Annotated in this window: 18 protein-coding genes; 8 read left to right on the plus strand and 10 right to left on the minus strand. The window is 70.4% G+C overall.

Annotated elements, in window-relative coordinates; all coding sequences use genetic code 11:
* Nucleotides 1–75 precede the first annotated feature (75 nt).
* Complete coding sequence (locus ACTWOL_RS21550; RefSeq protein ID WP_474298392.1) at nucleotides 76–345, plus strand: DUF1876 domain-containing protein; 270 nt, start codon at nucleotides 76–78, stop codon at nucleotides 343–345.
* Nucleotides 346–426: 81 nt separating this feature from the next.
* On the opposite strand, the gene argS is transcribed toward ACTWOL_RS21550, so the two are convergent.
* Nucleotides 427–2,196 carry an arginine--tRNA ligase gene (argS, locus tag ACTWOL_RS21555; protein ID WP_474298393.1) on the minus strand — a complete coding sequence of 590 codons (1,770 nt, stop codon included), beginning with the start codon at nucleotides 2,194–2,196 and terminating at the stop codon, nucleotides 427–429.
* Nucleotides 2,197–2,373: 177 nt separating this feature from the next.
* Here argS and lysS point away from each other — a divergent pair, with 177 nt between their 5' ends.
* Entirely contained in the window at nucleotides 2,374–4,206 is a 1,833-nt protein-coding gene (gene lysS / locus ACTWOL_RS21560) for a lysine--tRNA ligase (protein WP_474298394.1), read from the plus strand.
* A 262-nt stretch (nucleotides 4,207–4,468) separates the two neighbouring features.
* On the opposite strand, the gene ACTWOL_RS21565 is transcribed toward lysS, so the two are convergent.
* The 3 genes from ACTWOL_RS21565 to ACTWOL_RS21575 all read right to left on the minus strand — a co-directional run bounded on the left by ACTWOL_RS21565 (nucleotide 4,469) and on the right by ACTWOL_RS21575 (nucleotide 7,769).
* The gene (locus ACTWOL_RS21565) at nucleotides 4,469–5,701 is read right to left on the minus strand and encodes a DUF2637 domain-containing protein (RefSeq protein ID WP_474298395.1); all 1,233 of its coding nucleotides are present in this window, start codon (nucleotides 5,699–5,701) and stop codon (nucleotides 4,469–4,471) included.
* 339 nt (nucleotides 5,702–6,040) lie between these two features.
* Nucleotides 6,041–6,769 (minus strand): DUF3558 domain-containing protein, encoded by a 729-nt coding sequence (locus ACTWOL_RS21570; RefSeq protein WP_474298396.1) that lies wholly within the window; start codon nucleotides 6,767–6,769, stop codon nucleotides 6,041–6,043.
* A 178-nt stretch (nucleotides 6,770–6,947) separates the two neighbouring features.
* Nucleotides 6,948–7,769, minus strand: a complete 822-nt coding sequence (locus tag ACTWOL_RS21575) for a hypothetical protein (RefSeq protein ID WP_474298397.1) — start codon at nucleotides 7,767–7,769, stop codon at nucleotides 6,948–6,950.
* Nucleotides 7,770–7,933: 164 nt separating this feature from the next.
* Here ACTWOL_RS21575 and ACTWOL_RS21580 point away from each other — a divergent pair, with 164 nt between their 5' ends.
* Entirely contained in the window at nucleotides 7,934–9,127 is a 1,194-nt protein-coding gene (locus tag ACTWOL_RS21580; protein ID WP_474298398.1) for an RtcB family protein, read from the plus strand.
* 154 nt (nucleotides 9,128–9,281) lie between these two features.
* On the opposite strand, the gene ACTWOL_RS21585 is transcribed toward ACTWOL_RS21580, so the two are convergent.
* Nucleotides 9,282–10,865 (minus strand): alpha/beta hydrolase, encoded by a 1,584-nt coding sequence (locus tag ACTWOL_RS21585; RefSeq protein WP_474298399.1) that lies wholly within the window; start codon nucleotides 10,863–10,865, stop codon nucleotides 9,282–9,284.
* 437 nt (nucleotides 10,866–11,302) lie between these two features.
* Here ACTWOL_RS21585 and ACTWOL_RS21590 point away from each other — a divergent pair, with 437 nt between their 5' ends.
* Together ACTWOL_RS21590 and ACTWOL_RS21595 are read left to right on the plus strand one after the other, a co-directional pair.
* Nucleotides 11,303–12,769, plus strand: a complete 1,467-nt coding sequence (locus tag ACTWOL_RS21590) for an APC family permease (protein WP_474298400.1) — start codon at nucleotides 11,303–11,305, stop codon at nucleotides 12,767–12,769.
* A gap of 202 nt (nucleotides 12,770–12,971) precedes the next feature.
* A complete protein-coding gene (locus tag ACTWOL_RS21595; RefSeq protein WP_474298401.1) occupies nucleotides 12,972–13,241 on the plus strand; it encodes a WhiB family transcriptional regulator in 270 nt (89 codons plus the stop codon).
* 75 nt (nucleotides 13,242–13,316) lie between these two features.
* On the opposite strand, the gene ACTWOL_RS21600 is transcribed toward ACTWOL_RS21595, so the two are convergent.
* Nucleotides 13,317–14,084, minus strand: a complete 768-nt coding sequence (locus ACTWOL_RS21600) for an SDR family NAD(P)-dependent oxidoreductase (RefSeq protein ID WP_474298402.1) — start codon at nucleotides 14,082–14,084, stop codon at nucleotides 13,317–13,319.
* A gap of 220 nt (nucleotides 14,085–14,304) precedes the next feature.
* Here ACTWOL_RS21600 and ACTWOL_RS21605 point away from each other — a divergent pair, with 220 nt between their 5' ends.
* The gene (locus ACTWOL_RS21605; protein ID WP_474298403.1) at nucleotides 14,305–14,883 is read left to right on the plus strand and encodes a hypothetical protein; all 579 of its coding nucleotides are present in this window, start codon (nucleotides 14,305–14,307) and stop codon (nucleotides 14,881–14,883) included.
* A gap of 43 nt (nucleotides 14,884–14,926) precedes the next feature.
* Here the strand turns inward: ACTWOL_RS21605 and ACTWOL_RS21610 are convergent, their stop codons facing one another.
* Together ACTWOL_RS21610 and ACTWOL_RS21615 are read right to left on the minus strand one after the other, a co-directional pair.
* Nucleotides 14,927–15,661 carry a Mut7-C RNAse domain-containing protein gene (locus tag ACTWOL_RS21610; RefSeq protein WP_474298404.1) on the minus strand — a complete coding sequence of 245 codons (735 nt, stop codon included), beginning with the start codon at nucleotides 15,659–15,661 and terminating at the stop codon, nucleotides 14,927–14,929.
* Between the two features lie 184 nt (nucleotides 15,662–15,845).
* Nucleotides 15,846–16,709 (minus strand): DUF6597 domain-containing transcriptional factor, encoded by an 864-nt coding sequence (locus ACTWOL_RS21615; protein WP_474298405.1) that lies wholly within the window; start codon nucleotides 16,707–16,709, stop codon nucleotides 15,846–15,848.
* A 62-nt stretch (nucleotides 16,710–16,771) separates the two neighbouring features.
* On the opposite strand from ACTWOL_RS21615, the gene ACTWOL_RS21620 reads away from it, so the two are divergent.
* Nucleotides 16,772–17,365: a TIGR03086 family metal-binding protein gene (locus ACTWOL_RS21620; RefSeq protein WP_474298406.1), complete on the plus strand. Its 594-nt coding sequence runs from the start codon at nucleotides 16,772–16,774 to the stop codon at nucleotides 17,363–17,365.
* Here ACTWOL_RS21620 and ACTWOL_RS21625 read toward each other — a convergent pair.
* Complete coding sequence (locus tag ACTWOL_RS21625) at nucleotides 17,286–17,690, minus strand: hypothetical protein (protein WP_474298407.1); 405 nt, start codon at nucleotides 17,688–17,690, stop codon at nucleotides 17,286–17,288. The genes ACTWOL_RS21620 and ACTWOL_RS21625 overlap by 80 nt on opposite strands.
* 357 nt (nucleotides 17,691–18,047) lie before the next feature.
* Between ACTWOL_RS21625 and ACTWOL_RS21630 the strand changes: the two genes are divergently transcribed.
* Complete coding sequence (locus tag ACTWOL_RS21630; RefSeq protein ID WP_474298408.1) at nucleotides 18,048–19,235, plus strand: magnesium and cobalt transport protein CorA; 1,188 nt, start codon at nucleotides 18,048–18,050, stop codon at nucleotides 19,233–19,235.
* An 84-nt stretch (nucleotides 19,236–19,319) separates the two neighbouring features.
* On the opposite strand, the gene ACTWOL_RS21635 is transcribed toward ACTWOL_RS21630, so the two are convergent.
* Nucleotides 19,320–19,757, minus strand: a complete 438-nt coding sequence (locus ACTWOL_RS21635; protein ID WP_474298409.1) for a hypothetical protein — start codon at nucleotides 19,755–19,757, stop codon at nucleotides 19,320–19,322.
* Nucleotides 19,758–19,782 lie beyond the last annotated feature (25 nt).

Consider the following 19,782-nt stretch of genomic DNA (forward strand, 5'->3'; position numbering starts at 1 on the left):
GACGGTGGCGTGGTGATCATCGGCAGGTCGGCGCACCCTGAGAACTGGTGGCGATACCGCTGGAGGTGATCCGTCATGGAGACGCTTGCCGGATGGCACGTCGAGATGGAATTCCGCGAGGACGGCGACAAGACCAAAGCGTCGGCGATGCTCCGCCTCGCCGACGGCACGGAGGTCCGGGGCCACGGCAACGCCAGCCGTCACCCCTCCGACCCCGGACAGCTCCGGGTCGGTGAGGAGATCGCGGGCGGTCGTGCGCTGAAGGACATCGCGACCCAGTTGCTCGACAAGGCGCACGACGAGATCGAAGCGTCCACGGGGCGCATGGCGCACCGGCTGATGTGAGCGGGCCCAGAGGAGGAGCAGAGGAGGACGGCCCCGGCGACCGTATGTCGCCGGGGCCGCCCTGTGCCCGTGCCCGTCGTCTCAGAGACGCTCGGGGGTCCGGATGCCGAGGAGCGCCATGCCCTGGTGCAGTGTGCGGGCGGTCAGGTCGATCAGGAACAGCCGGTTCTCGAAGACCTCCACCGTGTTGTCGGCACTGATGACCTGGCACTGGTCGTAGAAGGTCGTCAGGTGCGTGGCGAGCTGGTAGAGGTACGCGGCCAGCTTGTGCGGCTCGTACGACGTGGCCACCTCGGACAGGACCTCGCCGAACTGGTCCAGGTGCAGTCCGAGCGCCCGCTCCGCCGGGGCGAGCTCCAGCTCCGGGTGGGCGACGGGGCGGCCGTCGCCCGCCTTGCGGAGGATCGACCGGATACGGGCGTACGCGTACTGGAGGTAGACGGACGTGTCGCCGTTGAGGGACACCATTTGGTCCAGGTCGAACTTGTAGTCCCGCACCGCCGAGGTCGACAGGTCCGCGTACTTCACCGCGCCGATGCCGACGTGGGCCCCGTTCTCGACGACTTCCCGCTCCGTCAGGCCGACCTTCCCGGCCTTCTCGCGCACCACCGAGGTGGCCCGCTCGATCGCCTCGTCCAGCAGGTCCACCAGCCGCACCGTCTCGCCCTCACGGGTCTTGAACGGCTTGCCGTCCTTGCCGAGCACCGTGCCGAAGGCCAGCTGGACGGCCGTGACCTTGTCGCTCAGCCAGCCGGCCCGCCGCGCGGTTTCGAAGACCATCTTGAAGTGCAGCGACTGCCGGGCGTCCACCACGTACAGCAGGGAGTCGGCGCCGAGGTTCTGCACCCGGTCGCGGATCGCGGAGAGATCGGTGGCCGCATAGCCGTAGCCGCCGTTGGACTTCTGGACGATCAGCGGGACCGGATTGCCGTCCGGGCCCTTCACATCGTCGAAGAACACGCACAGTGCGCCCTCGGAGCGTACGGCGACGCCCGATTCCTCGAGGATCCGGCAGGTCTCGTCGAGCATGTCGTTGTAGCCCGACTCGCCCACGACGTCAGGGTCGCGGATCTCCATGTCGAGCTTGTTGAAGACCGAGTAGAAGTAGATCTTCGACTCGTCCACGAACTTCTGCCAGAGGGCGAGGGTCTCCTCGTCGCCGGACTGGAGGTCGACGACCCGGCGCCGCGCGCGCTCCTTGAACTCCTCGTCGGAGTCGAACAGAGCGCGCGACGCCTTGTAGAGGCGGTTCAGGTTGGACATGGCCTCCTCGCCGGAGACCGTGCCCTCGTCCCTGTGGTCCAGCTCGTGCGGGTGCTCGATCAGATACTGGATGAGCATGCCGAACTGGGTGCCCCAGTCGCCGATGTGGTGGCGCCGGATCACCTTCTCGCCGGTGAACTCCAGGATCTGCACCATGGCGTCACCGATCACCGCCGAGCGCAGATGGCCGACGTGCATCTCCTTGGCGACGTTCGGCTGGGCGTAGTCGATCACCGTCGTGCCCGCCTGGGCCGCGTACGGGACGCCGAGGCGGTCGTCCGCGGCGCGGGCGGCGAGGGTCTTCACGATCGCCTCGTCGCTGATCGTGATGTTCAGGAATCCAGGGCCGGAGACCTCGATCTCCTTCAGCACGTCGCCCGCCGGGAGCGCGTCGACGACCTTGGCCGCCAGCTCGCGCGGATTGCCCTTCAGTCGCTTGGCGAGCGCCAGGATGCCGTTGGCCTGGAAGTCGGCCCGGTCGCTTCGTCGCAGCAGGGGGTCGGCGGAGCCGGCTTCCGGCAGGGCTGCCGCAAGGGCGTCCGCGAGACGCTGCTGCACGGTCGAAGCGAGGGAAGGGACCGAGGCCATGAGCTTCCGTTCCTGTCGGGGTGGCCGGCGGTATCGGGCCGGTGACTAAATCGGTAGTCAAGTGTCCCATGGGGGCGCAACCTGTTTCTCCCACCCGCTCGGCATCTGTGGACAACCGCCGACGGGACGATCACGGACCTGTGGACAACCACCGGGCCCGCAGTTTCGTCTGGGAGAATGGCTGACGCCGGATTCGACAGAATCAAGGCCAGGATCAAGACCAAGATCAAGGCCAAGCCCCACCAAGCATTCGCCCGAGCATTCAAGGACGTGCCGATCGTGGCTCAGAGCAGCACCGAGACCGACTGGGTCTCCCGTTTCGCGGACGATGTCATCGCCGAGTCGGAACGGCGTGCGCCCGGGAAACCGGTGGTCGTTGCCTCTGGCCTGTCTCCGTCGGGCCCCATCCACCTGGGCAATCTGCGCGAGGTCATGACCCCGCACCTGGTCGCGGACGAGATCCGCCGACGGGGCCACGAGGTCCGCCATCTGATCTCCTGGGACGACTACGACCGCTACCGCAAGGTGCCGAACGGCGTTTCCGGCGTCGACGGTTCCTGGGCCGAGCACATCGGCAAGCCGCTGACCTCGGTGCCCGCGCCCGAGGGCTCCCCCCACGCGAACTGGGCCGAGCACTTCAAGGCGGCGATGGTCGAGTCGCTCGCCGAGCTGGGCGTCGAGTACGACCCGATCAGCCAGACCGAGCAGTACACGTCGGGTGTCTACCGCGAGCAGATCCTGCACGCGATGAAGCACCGCCGGGTGATCGACGGGATCCTCGACCAGTACCGGACGAAGGCCAAGGGCCCGGCGAAGAAGCAGCAGCAGAAGCCGGTGGACGAGGCCGAGCTGGAGGCCGCCGAGGGCTCCGGCGCGGCGAATGAGGACGACGGGGGCGGCGGCTCGGCGGGTTACTTCCCGTACAAGCCGTACTGCGGCAACTGCGAGAAGGACCTGACGACGGTCACCGCGTACATCGACGCGACGACCGAGCTGACGTACTCCTGCACGGCGTGCGGCTTCTCGGAGACGGTCCGGCTGAGCGAGTTCAACCGCGGCAAGCTGGTCTGGAAGGTCGACTGGCCGATGCGCTGGGCCTACGAAGGCGTGATCTTCGAGCCGAGCGGCGTCGACCACTCGTCGCCCGGCTCGTCGTTCGTCGTGGGCGGCCAGATCGTCCGCGAGATCTTCGACGGTGTGCAGCCGATCGGTCCCATGTACGCCTTCGTGGGGATCTCCGGCATGGCGAAGATGTCGTCGTCCCGCGGTGGTGTGCCGACGCCCGCGGACGCCCTGAAGATCATGGAGGCGCCGCTGCTGCGCTGGCTGTACGCGCGCCGCAAGCCCAACCAGTCCTTCAAGATCGCCTTCGACCAGGAGATCCAGCGTCTCTACGACGAGTGGGACAAGCTCGAGAGCAAGGTCGAGGACGGCACGGTGCTCCCGGCCGACGCCGCGGCGTACTCCCGCGCGGTGCGCACGGCCGCGGGCGAGCTGCCGCGGACCCCGCGTCCGCTGCCGTACCGCACCCTCGCCTCGGTCGTCGACATCACGGCCGGGCACGACGAGCAGACCCTGCGGATCCTCAGTGAGCTGGACCCGGCGAACCCGTTGAGCTCCCTGGACCCCGTCAGGCCCCGGCTCGACCGCGCGGAGAACTGGATCACCACTCAGGTCCCGGCCGACGCGCGCACGATCGTCCGTGCCGAGCCCGACACCGAGCTGCTGGGCTCGCTGGACGACCAGGGCCGGGAGTCGCTGCGGCTGCTGCTGGACGGCCTGGAGTCGCACTGGTCCCTCGACGGGCTGACGACGCTGGTCTACGGCGTGCCCAAGGTCATGGCGGGCCTGGAGCCGGACGCCAAGCCGACCCCGGAGCTCAAGGTGGCTCAGCGGTCCTTCTTCGCTCTGCTCTACCGGCTGCTGGTCAGCCGTGAGACCGGGCCGCGGCTGCCGACGCTGCTGCTGGCGGTGGGTGCGGACCGGGTCCGCAAGCTGCTCGCGGCCTGACGTCCGGCGCCGTGTGGGCGTGACGACGTGATGGTGTGAAGCCGAAGGGGTCCTCGCCTCAGGGTGAGGGCCCCTTCGGCGTCGCGTCTCGTCGCGCTCATGTCGTCGCGCTCATGCAGCCACGCGTTGCCGCGCGCCGCGCCGCCCTCGTGCCTCGCCTCGCAGGCGCGCGCCGTTACGGCGGCCCTGGCCGTCTCCTCGACGTCAGCCAAGCGGCATCGGGCGATCATCCGGTCCTGCCCGTCACGGCACCGGACACGACCTACGCGATGTGGTCTTCCAGGAGCTCGTTGTTGAGGCGGGCCGAGAACTGGTCCATGTACTGGTTCAGCTCGCGGGACTGGAGTCGCAGCCCGTAGGCGGCCTCGACGTTCGAGGCGAAGGCGCCGGGCGTCGGCATGCCCTCGCCCTCGATCGAGCGCCGGAACACCTGGTACAGGTTCTCGTCCGAAGGCAGTGCCTCCTGCACGCCCTCACCCAGTGGCCGGGTACCGCCCGCCCCGTTCGGCACCTGGAACTGCGGTTCCGGGTCCGGTTCCGGGGCCTGGGCCGCGGCCGGCTCCTGCCTCGGCTCCGCCGGGTGCGGCAGGGGCGCCGGTATCTGCTGCGGCTGCTCCTCGTACCAGGCCTGGTGCTCCGGCCCCGGGACATACGTGGGCGGCTCGAAGCTCGGGTCGTAGTCGCCCTGGTAGCGCACGTTCTGCGGCGTGGCGAACCACTGGCTCGGCGTCTCCCCGGCGGCTACGGCCGGCTGCGGTGCGCGGGCGGCCCTGGGCTCCAGCTCGGCGGCCGGTGGCTGGGGCGGAAGCAGCTGCGGCTCGATCCCCGCCGCCGCGAGTCCCGCCGGTGCCGTCTCGGCCAGCGGCACGCCGTACTTCGCGAGCCTCAGCGGCATCAGTGACTCGACCGGCGCCTTGCGCCGCCAGGCCCGCCCGAACCGGGCCTGCAGCCGCGCCTGGTAGATCAGGCGGTCCTGCTCCAGCTTGATGACCTGGTCGTAGGAGCGCAGCTCCCACAGCTTCATTCGCCGCCACAGCCGGAAGGTGGGCACGGGGGAGAGCAGCCAACGGGTGAGCCGCACGCCCTCCATGTGCTTGTCCGCCGTGATGTCCGCGATCCGGCCCACCGCGTGCCGGGCGGCCTCGACCGCGACCACGAAGAGCACCGGGATGACCGCGTGCATTCCGACGCCGAGCGGGTCGGGCCAGGCCGCTGCGCCGTTGAAGGCGATCGTGGCCGCCGTCAGCAGCCATGCCGTCTGCCGCAGCAGCGGGAAGGGGATGCGGATCCAGGTCAGGAGGAGGTCGAGCGCGAGCAGTACACAGATGCCCGCGTCGATGCCGATGGGGAAGACCAGGGAAAAGTCCCCGAAACCTTTCTTCTCGGCGAGATCGCGTACGGCGGTGTACGACCCGGCGAAACCGATCGCGGCGATGACCACCGCTCCGGCCACGACGACGCCGATGAGTATGCGGTGCGTGCGTGTCAGCTGCATCGCGGCCACCCGCGATCCCCTCCCGATATCCAGTTCCGGAGCGATCTCCGGTTCCGGGGCTAGGCCCCGGTGCGCCGCGGGCGCGGGCCAAGCCTGGCACACGTGCCCGGAGTCCGGGCCTCCGGGGAGGTGATCCGGGCTTCCGTCAGCGGGTTCGCTGCGGAGCGTTCAGCAGCCGTTGCCCGGCGTGGTGAATGTTCGTCCGCGGCGATCGGCCGCTCGCCGCGGACCCGGCCCGGGCGCGGCCGCGCCCCGGCCGCACCAGCCACCGTCCCGGCCCACGCAGAGCGCCGACCGTGCTCCGCACGGCCCGCCCGCCGCGGCTTTCGGCCGTCGCGGCTACTTGTTGGCCGTGGCGACCGAGGCCGTCGCTTCCTTTGCCGCCGTCACGGCTTCCTTCATCAGCGCCGCGGCCTCCGGGGTCTTGGCCCCGGCGTAGCCCGCTCCGTTGTATCCGAGCGTGACCACGACGTTCCCGGTGCGGGCCACGATGGTCGCGTACTTGAAGGTCTCGCCCGTCTTCTCGAGGTCGAAGCTGATCGCCGTCGCCTCGTCGCCGACGCCCGCCGCGACCGTCTTCTTGACGCTCTTGGCCCCGTCCGTGGCGGCGGTCTTGGTGACCTCCTTCGCGAGGGCCTCCTTCGCGCGCTTCTCGCCGCTGCCGAGGCCCGCGTCGGACGCGTACCGGAGGAAGGAGACGTCGAGCCAGCGGTAGTTCGAGCCCTTGACGCCCTTGTCCTCCAGACCGTTCCACGAGCAGCCGCCGCGGACGCTCGTGTCACTGGAGGTGCCGGCCGTACCGGCCTTGTTCTTGACCTTCGGCACCAGCGCCTCGACCGTCTTCGCGGCCAGCGCCTTGCAGGGCTCGGGCAGCTTGGCGAACTTCGCCGGCTCGACGGTGGCGGTGGACTTCTGCTCCTTGGAGGACGGAGACCCCTGGGACGAGGTGTCCGAGCCCTTGGCCTTGTCCTCGCTGCCCGAGTCCGACGAGCAGCCGGCGACGACGAGCATCACCGGGACGGCGGCGCAGGCGAGTATGCGGGTGAGTCGCGGGGCTGATCGGTGCATGTTTCCTTCAGTCGGTGTGTCGTACGGTCCGCCGTGGTGCGGCACGGCGGGTCGGCCGGTCCGAGCCTTACGGTCCGCCACGGTACGCCGACACGCTACGTCGGCGGAGGCCTCCCGGAGGATCGGCCGCGGGACCGGTGGCGCCCGCGGACGCCCCGCGGGCCGGGCCTCAGGCGGGTCAGTCGTTGAAGCGCTCGGCGAGATTCCGGGCCAGGGCCTGCGCCTTTTCCTGCAGGGCCTTGCTGTCCGGCACCTCCGTGGTGCGGGCCGGCTGCTCGACGTACTCGATGGTCACGATCACGTTCGATGTGCGGAACACCACGCTCACCGTCCGGTTCTGGGCGGTCGAACCGGCCCGCGCGAGGACGTCGTCGAGGAAGGCCGCGTCGCCGAATCCGGCGAGCTCGCGAGGCGCGAGCCCGTCCTGGGGGAGCGCACCGCCCGCGGGGGTGCCCCCGGAGGGACTGGTGCTCGGTGACCCGCTGCCCGTGGGCTTCGGGTCGCCGCTCGGCAGCGCGGGCTCCCGCATCGTCCCGTCGCGCGGATCCGCGGGCGTGGGGAGCTGCGCCGCGTCCTGCTTGCGGGCGTAGACCTCCTGCGCCCGGACGTCGTCGCTGACGTTCGGGTCGTACGACACCACCCGCTCCACGTCGATGCGGAGACGGTGGGAGGCGTCCGGGCCGTCGGCCTGCCAGCTGCAGCCGACCCGGCGGTCCGTGTCGTAGGTGACGGCCGCCGTGCCCCGGAAGACCTTCTCCCGCTGTTCCTCGGACAGCGTGGCGGCACCGGGGAGCAGGTCCTCGAGGGTGGACCGCGGGACCGCGCCGCAGGGCTCGTACAGGGTGCGGTACTTGCCGGAGGACGCCGCGGAGCCCGCGGAACCGCCCGGCTTGGTGTCGGCCTTCGAGCGGTCGTCGCCGGACCCCGAAGTGCAGCCGGCGACGAGCACGGCGAAGAGCGCCACCAGGCTGGGTACGTACGCCTTCGCCTTGCGCTGCACGGTGCCGAGCTCCTTCTGCCGCGGGAAAACTGCTTGCCGCCCGATGAGGGCCGGTGGACACAATGTGTATCGCACGCGCAGCTGTGAACGCCGGTCGTCCATCCCCTTTGCCGACCTTGGCACCGGTTTTGCGTTTTCAGGCCTTTCGGGGGAATTGAGAGAATATGTCGTATGTAGAGGTGCCCGGCGCGAAGGTCCCGATCCGGATGTGGACGGACCCGGCCACGGTCGAGGACGTCGCGATGCAGCAGCTGCGCAATGTCGCCACGCTGCCCTGGATCAAGGGCCTCGCGGTCATGCCCGATGTGCACTACGGAAAGGGCGCGACGGTCGGCTCGGTGATCGCCATGCACGGTGCCGTCTGTCCGGCCGCCGTCGGCGTCGACATCGGCTGCGGTATGTCGGCCGTGAAGACCTCGCTCACCGCGAACGACCTGCCCGGTGATCTGTCGCGGCTGCGGTCCAGGATCGAGCAGGCCATCCCGGTCGGCCGCGGGATGCATGACGAGCCCGTGGACCCGGGCCGGGTGTACGGATTCTCCACGGGAGGCTTCGGCGACTTCTGGTCGCGGTTCGACGACGTGGCCGACGCGGTGAAGTTCCGCAGGGAGCGGGCGACGAAGCAGATGGGCACGCTCGGTGCCGGAAACCACTTCGTGGAGTTCTGCATCGACGAGACCGGAGCCGTGTGGCTGATGCTGCACTCCGGCTCGCGGAACATCGGCAAGGAGCTGGCCGAGTACCACATCGGCGAGGCCCAGAAGCTTCCGCACAACCAGGGTCTGATCGACCGCGACCTCGCGGTGTTCATCGCGGACACCCCGCAGATGGCCGCCTACCGCAACGATCTCTTCTGGGCGCAGGAGTACGCGCGCTACAACCGCGCGATCATGATGGGCCTCTTCCAGGAGGTCGTCCGCAAGGAGTTCCGTAAGGCGCGGGTGACCTTCGACCCGGTCATCTCCTGCCATCACAACTATGTGGCGGAGGAGCGGTACGAGGGCATGGACCTGCTCGTGACCCGCAAGGGCGCGATCCGGGCCGGGTCCGGCGACTTCGGGATCATCCCGGGCTCGATGGGCACGGGCTCGTACATCGTCAAGGGTCTGGGCAACGCCCGGTCCTTCAACTCCGCCTCGCACGGCGCCGGGCGCAAGATGAGCCGCAACGCGGCGAAGCGGCGCTTCTCGACGCGGGACCTGGAGGAGCAGACACGGGGCGTGGAGTGCCGTAAGGACTCCGGCGTCGTGGACGAGATCCCGGGTGCGTACAAGCCGATCGAGAAGGTCATCGAACAGCAGCGGGACCTGGTGGAGGTCGTGGCCAAGCTGAAGCAGGTCATCTGTGTGAAGGGCTGAGCTCCGGTACCACATATGACCGACGGGCCCCGGACTGATGTCAGTCCGGGGCCCGAGTGGTGTCCGCCCCGTGTGTGGGGAGCTGTGCGAGGTGCCGCGGCTGCCTGGGGCCGCACGCGGCTCAGGAGGCGCTGCCGGTCGCGCCCGCGCGGGCTCAGGAGGCGCTGCCGGCCGTTCCGCCGCCACCGGTGGCCACACCGCCGCTCGGTTTGGGGGTGGAGAACGGGGGCGTGTCCTGCCGGCACGTCGTCCCGGACGGCGGAAGGGTTCCGTCGACGAGGTAGCGGGCCTCGTACCTCTTGACGCAGTTGCTGGGGTTGACCAGCGCGGTGTGCCCGTATCCGATGTTGGTGAGCAGACGTGCGTCGGCCAGTTCCCTGACCATGGCCTGCGCACCCTCGTAGGGAGTGGCGGGGTCGTAGAGGGTGCCCACCACCAGGATGGGGCGCTCCGCCGGCTTGTTCCACGGTCCGCGGTAGCGGTCCGCGGCGAGGGCCGGCCAGGTGGCGCAGGGCTCCGCGGCCCAGGTCCAGTAGCGGCCCGCGTCGCCCGCACGCACGGCGCTGGCCTCCTCCAGGGCGTGGTACGCACCGGGGTCACGCGGATTGGGGCTGTCGCCGCAGAGCACCGCGACGGCCTGTTCCTCGCCCAGATACGGATTCGGCTGCGGGACCGGCGGCAGGGGAGGTGCCGTGGCGGGTTTGGGGACGCGGTCCTGCCACAGGTCCTGCAGCCTGCCGGCGAGGTTCGTCCATCCGGGGTTGACGAAGTAGAGGCCGCCCACCACGTCCCCGACCGTGCGGGCGTACGTCCAGTCGCCCACGGGACGCGCCCGGAGCCGCTGCATCAGCCGGTCGAACTTGTCCCGGGTCCCTTGCGGGCTCCCCGCGGAGAAGGCGCAGCGGGCGGTGGTGGTGGATCCGCACAGCGCGAGGAAGCGGTCCAGGGTCGCGGCCGCTGAGCGGTCCGCGCCTATGCGCAGCATCGTCGGGAGTTCGGGGGCGTCGGACGCGTGGTTCGTCCAGGCCTGCGGGTCCACGTTGCTGTCGAGAACCATGGCGCGGACCTTGCCGGGGAAGAGGTTGGCATAGGTGGCGCCCAGGAACGATCCGTAGGAGATTCCGAGATAGCTGAGCCGGGGTTCGCCCACGGCCTGGCGGAGCTGGTCGAGGTCGCGGGCGGTCTCGGCGGTCGACACATGGCGCAGGAGCTCGGGGTCGCGCTTCTGACAGCGCCGGCCGAGATCCTCGTACGCGGCGATCCACTTCCTCCGCTCCTGCTCGCCCACCGGGAAGCCGGCGGGTTTGGTCCCGGCCCAGGCTTCGGACTCCTCGCGATCGCCGAAGCAGTTCACGGCGGTGCTGCTGCCGATACCGCGCGGGTCCCAGCTGACGATGTCGAACCGCTCCCGCACCTCCTCCGGGAAGGCCTCGTAGTTCTGCGGCATCTGCACCGTCCCGGGACCGCCGGGGCCGCCCGGGTTGAAGAACAGGGTGCCGACGCGCCGCCGGGGGTCCGTCGCCTTGCGTTTGATGACCGCCAGGTCGATGGTGCGGCCGCCCGGGTTGCGGTAGTCCAGTGGCACCTTGGCGGTCGCACAGTCGAACGGGCTGCCCTGAACGCAGGGTTTCCAGTCCAGCTCCGGTACGGGCGCCGAAGGAGCCGGCGTTTCCCTGGTGTTCGAAGGCGGTGGCGTACCACCGCCGGCGGCGGCGAGATCAGGCCCGGCCAGAGCCATAGAGCAGGTCACCATCAAGGCGACGGCCGCGGTTCGGCTGCCGCGTCCCGCCGGCGTTCCGGATATGTGCATGCCTTGTCCCTTCACGGCCGGGTGCCCGGTGCACGCTCATGCGCCGGGCGTCGGCCCGTGTCCGGGTCAACGACATCGCGGCGGGGCCAGGGGTGCGATCCGGGCGCGGCCGAATGGCCGAGTCGTTGCGCCGGACGGCGGCGGGAACGGGCGGTACCCCGGTCCCGCCCGACGCCGGATGCCGGATGCCGGGCGCCGGGCCTCCGGCGCCCGGGGGCGCGAGCCGTCCCACGGACGGTGCGCCGTTCGACGCGACTCGTGTCGCATGGCTATTCATCTGTCACAAATGGTGGGGTTAGTACGGATCGCGACAGTTGTGCCGAGGGGGGTGATCGACGGCCCCGAGGGAAAGCGTGGTGGCTGCGGTGACGGAAGTTCCGACGAGCACGGACGACGGCGAGGGTTCCGTCGAACTCGGGGGCTACCAGCAGGAACTGAAGCGGACGCTCGGTTCCTTCCAGGTGTTCGCGATCTCGTTCGCGTTCATCTCGGTGGCGGTCGGCATCTTCGCGACGTACGACGACGTGCTGGTGAACGCGGGGCCGGTCGGGATCTGGCTCTGGGTGATCGCCGCGGTGGGGCAGACCCTGGTGGCCTTGGTGGTCGCGCAGTTCGCGGCCCGCATCCCGCTCAGCGGCTCCTCGTACCAATGGGCCTCCCGGCTGGCCAATCCGAAGATCGGGTGGGGCTTCGGCTGGTTGACCTTCTGTTATCTGGCGATCGCCGTGGTGGCGATCGACAACGCGCTCGCGAGCCAGGCGTTCATGCCCCTCGTCGGCATCGCGCCGGACGAGGACACCGCGCGTCTGATCACCCTCGTGGTGCTGCTCGTCCAGACCGTGCTCGCGGTGCTGTCCACGCGTCTCGTCAGCCTGATCAACTCGGCCGCGGTGGGGCTCGAACTGGCGCTCGTCGTGGCGGTGGCGATCGCGCTCACCATCGCGGTCCTGGTCACGGACACCGGAGCGGTGGGCAACCTCACCTCGCGCGGCGTCGCCGAGAACGCACCCGACTACTTCGCCGTCGGCGGCGGGCTGATGCTCGCGATGATCATGGGTCTGGCCACGCTCGTCGGCTTCGACTCCGCGGCCAACCTGGCCGAGGAGGCCAAGGACCCCTTCCGCACGGTCCCGCGCGCGATCGTGGGATCGGTGGTGGCGGCCGGGCTCCTGGGGATGCTGTTCCTGATCACGCTCACCGTCGCGATCGAGGACATCCCCCGGATCACCGCCGACGGCTCACCGGTCGCGGCGATCATGCGCGATCACCTCGGGCCGGTCATGGAGAAGGCACTGCTCGTCGCGATCACCTTCGCGTTCTTCGGTGCCGGGGTCGTGGTGATGGTCGCGTGCGCGCGGCTCGTCTTCGCGATGGCGCGTGACTCGCGCTTCCCCGCCCACCGGCTGATGCGACGGGTCGACTCGCGCACGCGGACGCCGGTCCCGGCGACGATCCTGATCTTCGTCCTGGGAGTCATCCTGATGGTCGCGCTGCCGGGTGCCGCACTGCTGGAGCTCATCACGGCATCGACGATCCTCCCGGCGATCATCTACGGCTCGACGATCATCCTCTCTCTGGCGGTGCGCTCACGACTGGATCGCAGGAAGGGCGCGTTCGACCTCGGGCGCTTCGAGCTGCCGGTCGCGATCGGCGCTCTGCTGTGGACGCTCGTCGCGCTGTTCGTCCTGGTGGCGCCCGGGGAGGCGCTCGTCTCCGTCGTGATCGTGCTCGGCCTGCTCCTCGTGGGCGGACTGTTCTTCCTCGCCATGCTGAAGTTCCGTCGCGAGGCGCTGGAGACCGAGCCCGGAGAGACAAGCACCGTCGAACACTGACCATGCGGCGATCGAGCACCGACCAAGCGGCGGTGGTGCCCGGCCCGGGGGATGGCGGAACCACGGCTTCGCTGCCTGCCGGTCATCCGGCCCTGATTTCGGCCAGATCCGGGATGCACACGCGATTCGGTGTTTCAGCGGCCGCTCGTCGGCGAGCCGAAGGGGAACCGACAACCAACCCGCATGCGAGGAGGCACTTCCCGTGGAGCGCGAGAACTGGCGTCATGACGCCGTATGTCTCGATGAGGACCCCGACCTGTTCTTCCCGATCGGCACCAGCGGTCCGGCCCTGCTCCAGGCCGCCGAGGCCAAGGCCGTGTGCCGCCGATGTCCGGTGCGGGAGCAGTGCCTGACTTGGGCCGTGGAGCACGGGCAGGACACCGGGGTGTGGGGCGGCCTCGGCGAGGACGAACGCCGGGCGTTCAGGCGCCGCAGGGCCAGGCAGCGGTCCCGCGCGCGGAACAGGGTCTGAGCGGGCGCGGTACGAAGGCTGAGCGGCCCCGGGGCGCGCCGCCGGGGTGTCAGGCCCCGGTGTCGGACTTCGGTGTCAGGCCTCGCGGTGGATCTTGATGTTGGAAGCCTGGGCGCGCGGGCGGACGATCATCAGGTCGACGTTGACATGGGAGGGCCGGGACACGGCCCAGGTGATCGTGTCGGCGACGTCCTCGGCCGTGAGCGGCTCCGCCACACCCTCGTAGACCTTCGCGGCCTTCTCGGCGTCCCCGCGGAAGCGGGTCGTGGCGAACCCCTCGGTCTTGACCATGCCGGGTGCGATCTCGATGACGCGGACCGGAGTGCCGACGATTTCGAGACGGAGCGTCTCGGCGAGGATGTGTGCGCCGTGCTTGGCGGCGACGTAGCCCGCGCCGCCTTCGTAGGTGGCGTGGGCGGCGGTGGACGAGAGCACGACGACGGTCCCGTCGCCACTGGCGGTGAGGGCCGGGAGCAGCGCCTGGGTGACATGGAGCGTGCCGAGTACGTTGACGTCGTACATCCGGCGCCATTCGGCGGGATCGCCGGTCGCGACCGGATCGGCTCCGAGTGCTCCGCCGGCATTGTTCACCAGCACCTTGACCTCGCCCGCTTCGTCGAGGGAGGCGGCGAAGGAGTCGACGGCCGCGCGGTCGGTGACGTCCAGTGCACGGGCCGTGGCCCGGTGACCCGCCTCGGTGATCTCGGCGGCGAGCGCCTCGATCCGGTCCTTGCGCCGAGCCGTGAGGAACACGTGGTAACCCTCGGCGGCCAGTCCCCGTGCGGTCGCGGCACCGATGCCGCTGCTCGCTCCGGTGACGACGGCGATGGGGGCGGCGGTCATGACGGCTCCTTGGCGGGTGATCGAAACCTGTGGCCAAAGGCCAGGATAGGCGGCGGTCGGCAGCCGTCGCGCGCGCATGATCGCCGTGGTCGTCGACGGGACGGCCCGGACGCCTCGCCGAACAGGCGTACGGTCACCCCCGGCGCGGCTTCCCCGGGACCCGCGCTTTCGTCCGTCGCCCGTGGGGGCGCGCCGGACTGACGGGAAATCAGCTCCATGCATGGCAGATAGGTATCTTTCGGGCATGCAGGTGATGCGCAGGAGTCTGTTCGTCGCGTCCGTCGCGATGGTGGCGGCGATGCTGGCCGGGCCCGGCACCGCGGATGCCCTGGGTGCTACGGGCTCCACGGGCGTGGCGGGCATGCCGGCGGCCGGCGAGGGCCCGGCGGGTGCGGCCGGCTCCCCGGTGCCGCTCGTCGAAGCGGATGTCGCGCATCACGGCTATGCCACGTTGTGGGACGGTCGTCTCGACATCTGGCTGGAGAGCGAGAACCACGGCCCGGACGAGGTGGCCGACACGACCGTCCAGCTGTCCTTCTCGGCGCCGCCGCAGAGCGCGGGGCCCCTGCCGGCGGCCTGTCTGCGGAGCGGCCAGCGGCTGATCCTCTGCCGCACGGGTGCGCTGAGGGCGGCCGGTGCGAGTCAGGGAATCGCCCTGCGTCTGCAGTTCGCGGGTGATCCCGCCGAGGTCGTGATCGGCGTCGCCACCGCATGGAACGGCGGCGCGGCCGACATCAACCACGCCAACGACCAGCACAGCGTGCTGGTGCCGGCGACAGGCGACGGCTACGTCTTCTGATCCCCCGGATTCCCCTCCGATCGCGGCCTCCGCCGGACAGGACCTACGCCACCGCGTCCCCGAACTCGCGCAGGGCGCTCTCGACGATCGCCTCCAGCCGCGAGTGGTGGGCTCCGCGCCAGTACACGCGGTCGCAGGCGGTGCACTGCGCGAACACGTCGTACGAGCGCTGCGTGCCCTGCTCCAGCTGGTGCTCGACCGCTTCCTTGTCGGTGTCCGCCAGCTCCCCGTTGCAGGCCGTGCAGCGGGTCCAGGGGGCGAGCGCGGGTGAGAACCGCTGCAGGACGTCCCTGAGCTGGTCGTCGGGGCGGTCGCTGTAGACGTACGCGCCGGCCCACAGCTCCCGTCGGCGGAGCAGCCCGCGGTCCCGGGACAGCATCACGCGCTGCTCGCGTGCCGAGAGCGCGGCCAGTGCGGGGTCGCCGAGGTCCTCGCTCTCGTAGGCGGCGTCGACGCCGAGCAGCCGGAGACGCCGTGCGAGCGTGCCGAGGTGGACGTCGAGCAGAAAGCGCAGGGGCGCCCCCGGCACGCGCTGCGGCCGCTCGACGCCCAGCACCTCGATGTGCTGGCCCGCGGCCGGTACGTGGGAGACCGGGACCGGTCGGCCGTCCACGAGCAGCCGCCCGGCCTCGGTGAGCGGCACGCCGAGCGACTCGACGACATGACCGAGCGTGGACGAGCCGTCCGTGGTGAGGGGGGTCCGCCGGTCGCGGCGCTCCGCTGCGACGAACAGCCGCAGCTCGGGGGCGAAGCTGATGTGGATCTCCGGTCCGTTCACGCCGCCAGCATGCCATCGGGCCCCGGGGCCGATCCACGCTTTTCCCGCATACCCGGCTCGCCCGCCGGACGGATGGGCCCGGCCCGCCCGTGGTGCCGGGCGGGTACCGGGCCGCCGTGTCGACCGCGATCACACGCGGGCGTGACCGAGCGCTCACCGGAAGTGTGGGCCGGGCGCCCCGCGCTCACCCCGGCGGGCGCCCCGCGTACGCCGTCGGCGGGACCCCGACCGTGGACGTGAAGTCCCGCACCAGATGAGCCTGGTCGCTGTAGCCCAGCTCGGCGGCCAGCGCGGCCCAGTCCGGCTCGGCACCGGAACCGGGGCGCTCCGCCTCCGCGCGCTCGAGTGCTTCGTGGATGCGGTAGCGCAAGATGACCCACTTCGGTCCGACACCGACGTACGTCGCGAACAGCCGCTGGAGCGTGCGCGGCGACACACCTTCCGCCGTGGCGAGCCGGGAAACCCGGCGGACCGTGCGGTCGGTACGGACCAGCTCGACCAGCTCCATCGCGCGCTCGGCCCCTGGATCCGGCACCGGGCCGTGCGTCAGCAGGAAGGCGTCGAGCGCCGCGACCCGCGCGTCCTCCTCGTCCGGCCCGACGACGGCCCGTGCGGCGGCGTCCGCCGGTCCGGGGAACACCTCGCCCACCGGCACCCGGCGCCCCGTCCACTCCGAGACCGGCCGCCCCGGCGCGAACGGCCGGAAGCCACCCGGCCGGAACTGCACCCCGCACACACGGCCCCGCCCCACCAGTTTCTTGGTGAAGAGTTCCAGCCCGATCCCCGCGACCTCGCCCCACGGCTCCTCGTCCCCGTACCGCTGGAAGACGACGTTCACGGACGGATGCGGCACCACATGGGAGGCATGAGGTTCGGAGAGGTCCCAGTCGATGAGCCAGTAGTGCTCCAGATAGGGCCGCAGCGGTGGTGCGGGCTCCCGGCGCCGGAACCGTACCCGCGTGAAGAGCTCCGGGGCGTCGACGATGCCCCGGGTGTCACGTCGTGGCCCCGTCCCCGGCAGGCCCCCGGGCTCGCTCCTGCGCCCCATGGCCGGATCCTATGTCGCGTTTGTTCAAGACGCAGGCGCGCGTGGCTGCCAGCGTCAGGGCCATGAAGACCATCAGCGAACTGCTTGCCGCCACCACCGCACGCGCCACGCCCGTGGTACGGGGAGTGGGGGCGGATGCCATGAACGCGCCGACCCCGTGCCCCGACTACGACGTACGCGCCCTGATCAACCACCTGCTCCATGTGGTCGTCAACTTCCAGGCGCTGGCCGCCAAGAAGGACTCCGATTTCTCCACCACGCCCGACCGGGTCTCCGCCGCGGGCGAGGACGACCGGGACGGCGGCGGCTGGAAAGAGGTCTTCGCCGACGAGACGGGGCGGCTGGCCGCTGCGTGGGCCGAGCCAGGGGCCGAGGAGGGCACCACGGGCACGCTGGGTCTTCCGGCCAGGACCGTCGGGCACATGGTGCTGGGGGATCTGACCGTGCACGTCTGGGATCTCGCGCGGGCGACGGGTCAGGCGTACGAACCCGATCCGGACGTCGTCGCCGAACTCGGCCCGGCCATCGATGCCATGGCACCGATGGCACGGAAGTGGGAGGCCTTCGGGGAGCCGGTCAGTGTCCCGGAGGGCGCGTCCCCGTTCGAGCGGCTGCTGGCGACGACGGGGCGTGACCCGGGGTGGAGCCCGCGCTGATACCGCCGTCGGCGGCCTCGCGGACGTCGCCCGCCGCCGCGCGGGTGTCGCACGCGGTGCACGTGTCACGGGCAGGGCACCCGGCGCACACGTCGGTCGGCTCGTGCGGCGTGGCGTCGTACAGCGGTGACAGCGTGACGTACGCCTGCGTCACGATCTCGTCGGCGGCGGTGAGCATGTCCCGCTCGGCCAGCCGGGCGGCGGCGTGGGTGTACGGCGACGGTGGCGCCGGATGTCGGCGCCGCCACCAGCTCTCGCACACCGCGTAGATACCGCTGGCGCAGACGATCAACGGGATGCACAGGGCCAGCAGGACGTCGCTCATGCCGGGCTCCTCTGGTCTTCGGGTGACGGCGGTCGGGTCGGGTCGGGTGCCCGGGCGGCGTCGGGTGCCGGGGATGCCCGGCGGCAGCGGTGGCGCCGCTCGGAGCGGCGGCGTGAGCCGACCACAGGGGCGCTGCGTACGACAGGCTTCCGATACATCCCGTACATCCGGCATGGCCCGTACACCCGTTACATCGGTGGATGCGGGTGTTCGCGGCCAGTGCACTGTGGGCATCGGCAGGAACGGAGCCGGGCTGAAGTCGGTTCACCGTCCAAAAGAACGTCCGGATGGTGTGATCGACCGTTCGGCAGGTGATTGCGGTGGCCTGGCCGTACCGCGCCCCGCGGAACGGACGTCATGGACAAGGGAAGTCCCGTCGGCGAGGGTGGCGAGAGCAACAGCCCCAGCCCGTCGGGAGCCACCTTGTCGATGATGCGCAATCTCCGTCGCGCGGTACGCCGTGCGTACCGCCGGACGGTCGATCTGAGCCACCCGGCCCGCTCCCCGCTCGGCAGCTCCGTCGTCAACTGCGTGGGGTACTCGGACGGGGTGCGTCAGGCCGGGAGTTGCCCGGCCGAAGAGGCGCTGCGCCGCGTACGCAAGGAGAACAGCTCCGCTCCCGGCAGCAACAGCTTCGTCTGGATCGGACTGCACGAGCCCACACAGGACGAGTTCGCCTCGATCGCCGCGCTGTTCGGTCTGCATCCGCTCGCCGTCGAGGAGGCCGTGAACCCGCACCGCCGGGCCAAGGTCGTCGCGTACGACGACACGCTGCTCGCCGTCTTCAAGACCGTCTGCTACGCCGAGCACGACCAACTGACCGCCACCAGCGAGGTCGTGGAGACGGGCGAGATCACGGTGATCATCGGCCGGGACTTCGTCATCACCATCCGGAGCGGGCGTCACGGCTCGCTCGGCCCCCTGCGCGAGGCACTGGAGGCGATGCCGGACCAACTGGCCAAGGGCCCCTCGTCGGTACTGCACGCGGTGGCCGACTTCGTCGTCGACGAGTACCTCGTCGTCGTCGACGCCGTACAGGACGACATAGACGCGGTCGAGCTCGCCGTCTTCGCCGAACAGGCCGGGCGTGGCGACAACGGCCGTGGCGAGGCGGGGCGTATCTACCAGCTCAAGCGCGAACTCCTCGAGTTCAAGCGGGCGATGGCCCCCCTCAACCGTCCGCTGGACGAGCTCGCCAACCAGCCGGCCTCGGTCATCGCGCAGGAGATCCGCCCGTACTTCCGGGACGTCTCCGACCATCTCGCCCGTGCGGGCGAGCAGATCAACGCCTTCGACTCGTTGCTCGACTCGATCCTGCAGGCCCATCTGGCGCAGATGACCGTCGCCCAGAACGAGGACATGCGCAAGATCACCGCCTGGGCGGCGATCGTGGCGGTGCCGACGATGGTCTGCGGCATCTACGGCATGAACTTCGACCACATGCCGGAGCTGCGCTGGACCTACAGCTACCCGGTCGTCCTCGGGGTCATCGCCGTCGCCTGCGTCGTGATCTACCGGGGCTTCCGCCGCAACGGGTGGCTCTGATCCGGCATATGACCCGGAGCATGATCGGCACATGGCGAAGGCGGGACCCGAAAGCCCCGCCCGATCGTCACGAAGGGCTCGGAATCAGGGCCACACAAGGCAGTACGGCTGATGCCCCGCCTCATGCAGACGATGGCTGAAATCTTGCCATTCGTGCAGCAGCTGGTACACGTTGAACGCGTCCCGCGGACCCCCGCGATCCGGGACCGTCGACCAGATGAACGCTGCCGCGCCCACGGACTCCTCGCCGATGCCGCGGAGCGGGTCGACGACCGTCATGGGGAGCTTGACCACCGCGTAGTCCGGGTGCAGGACCACCAGCTCGAGCGGTGGCACCTTGTGCAGGGGCATGCCCTGGATGCCCGTGAGGACCATCGCGGCTATCGTTTCCGGCTTGATCTTGCTGAACATTCCGCCCATGCCGAGCTCATCGCCGCCGAGCTCCTCCGGGCGCATCGAAACGGGCACGCGCGCGGCCGTGGCGCCGTCGGGTGCGCCGAAGTATTTGTATGTCACCCCCATACCTCGGCCACTCCTGCTCTCCAGG

The sequence above is a fragment of the Micromonospora sp. IBHARD003 genome, from assembly GCF_056106285.1.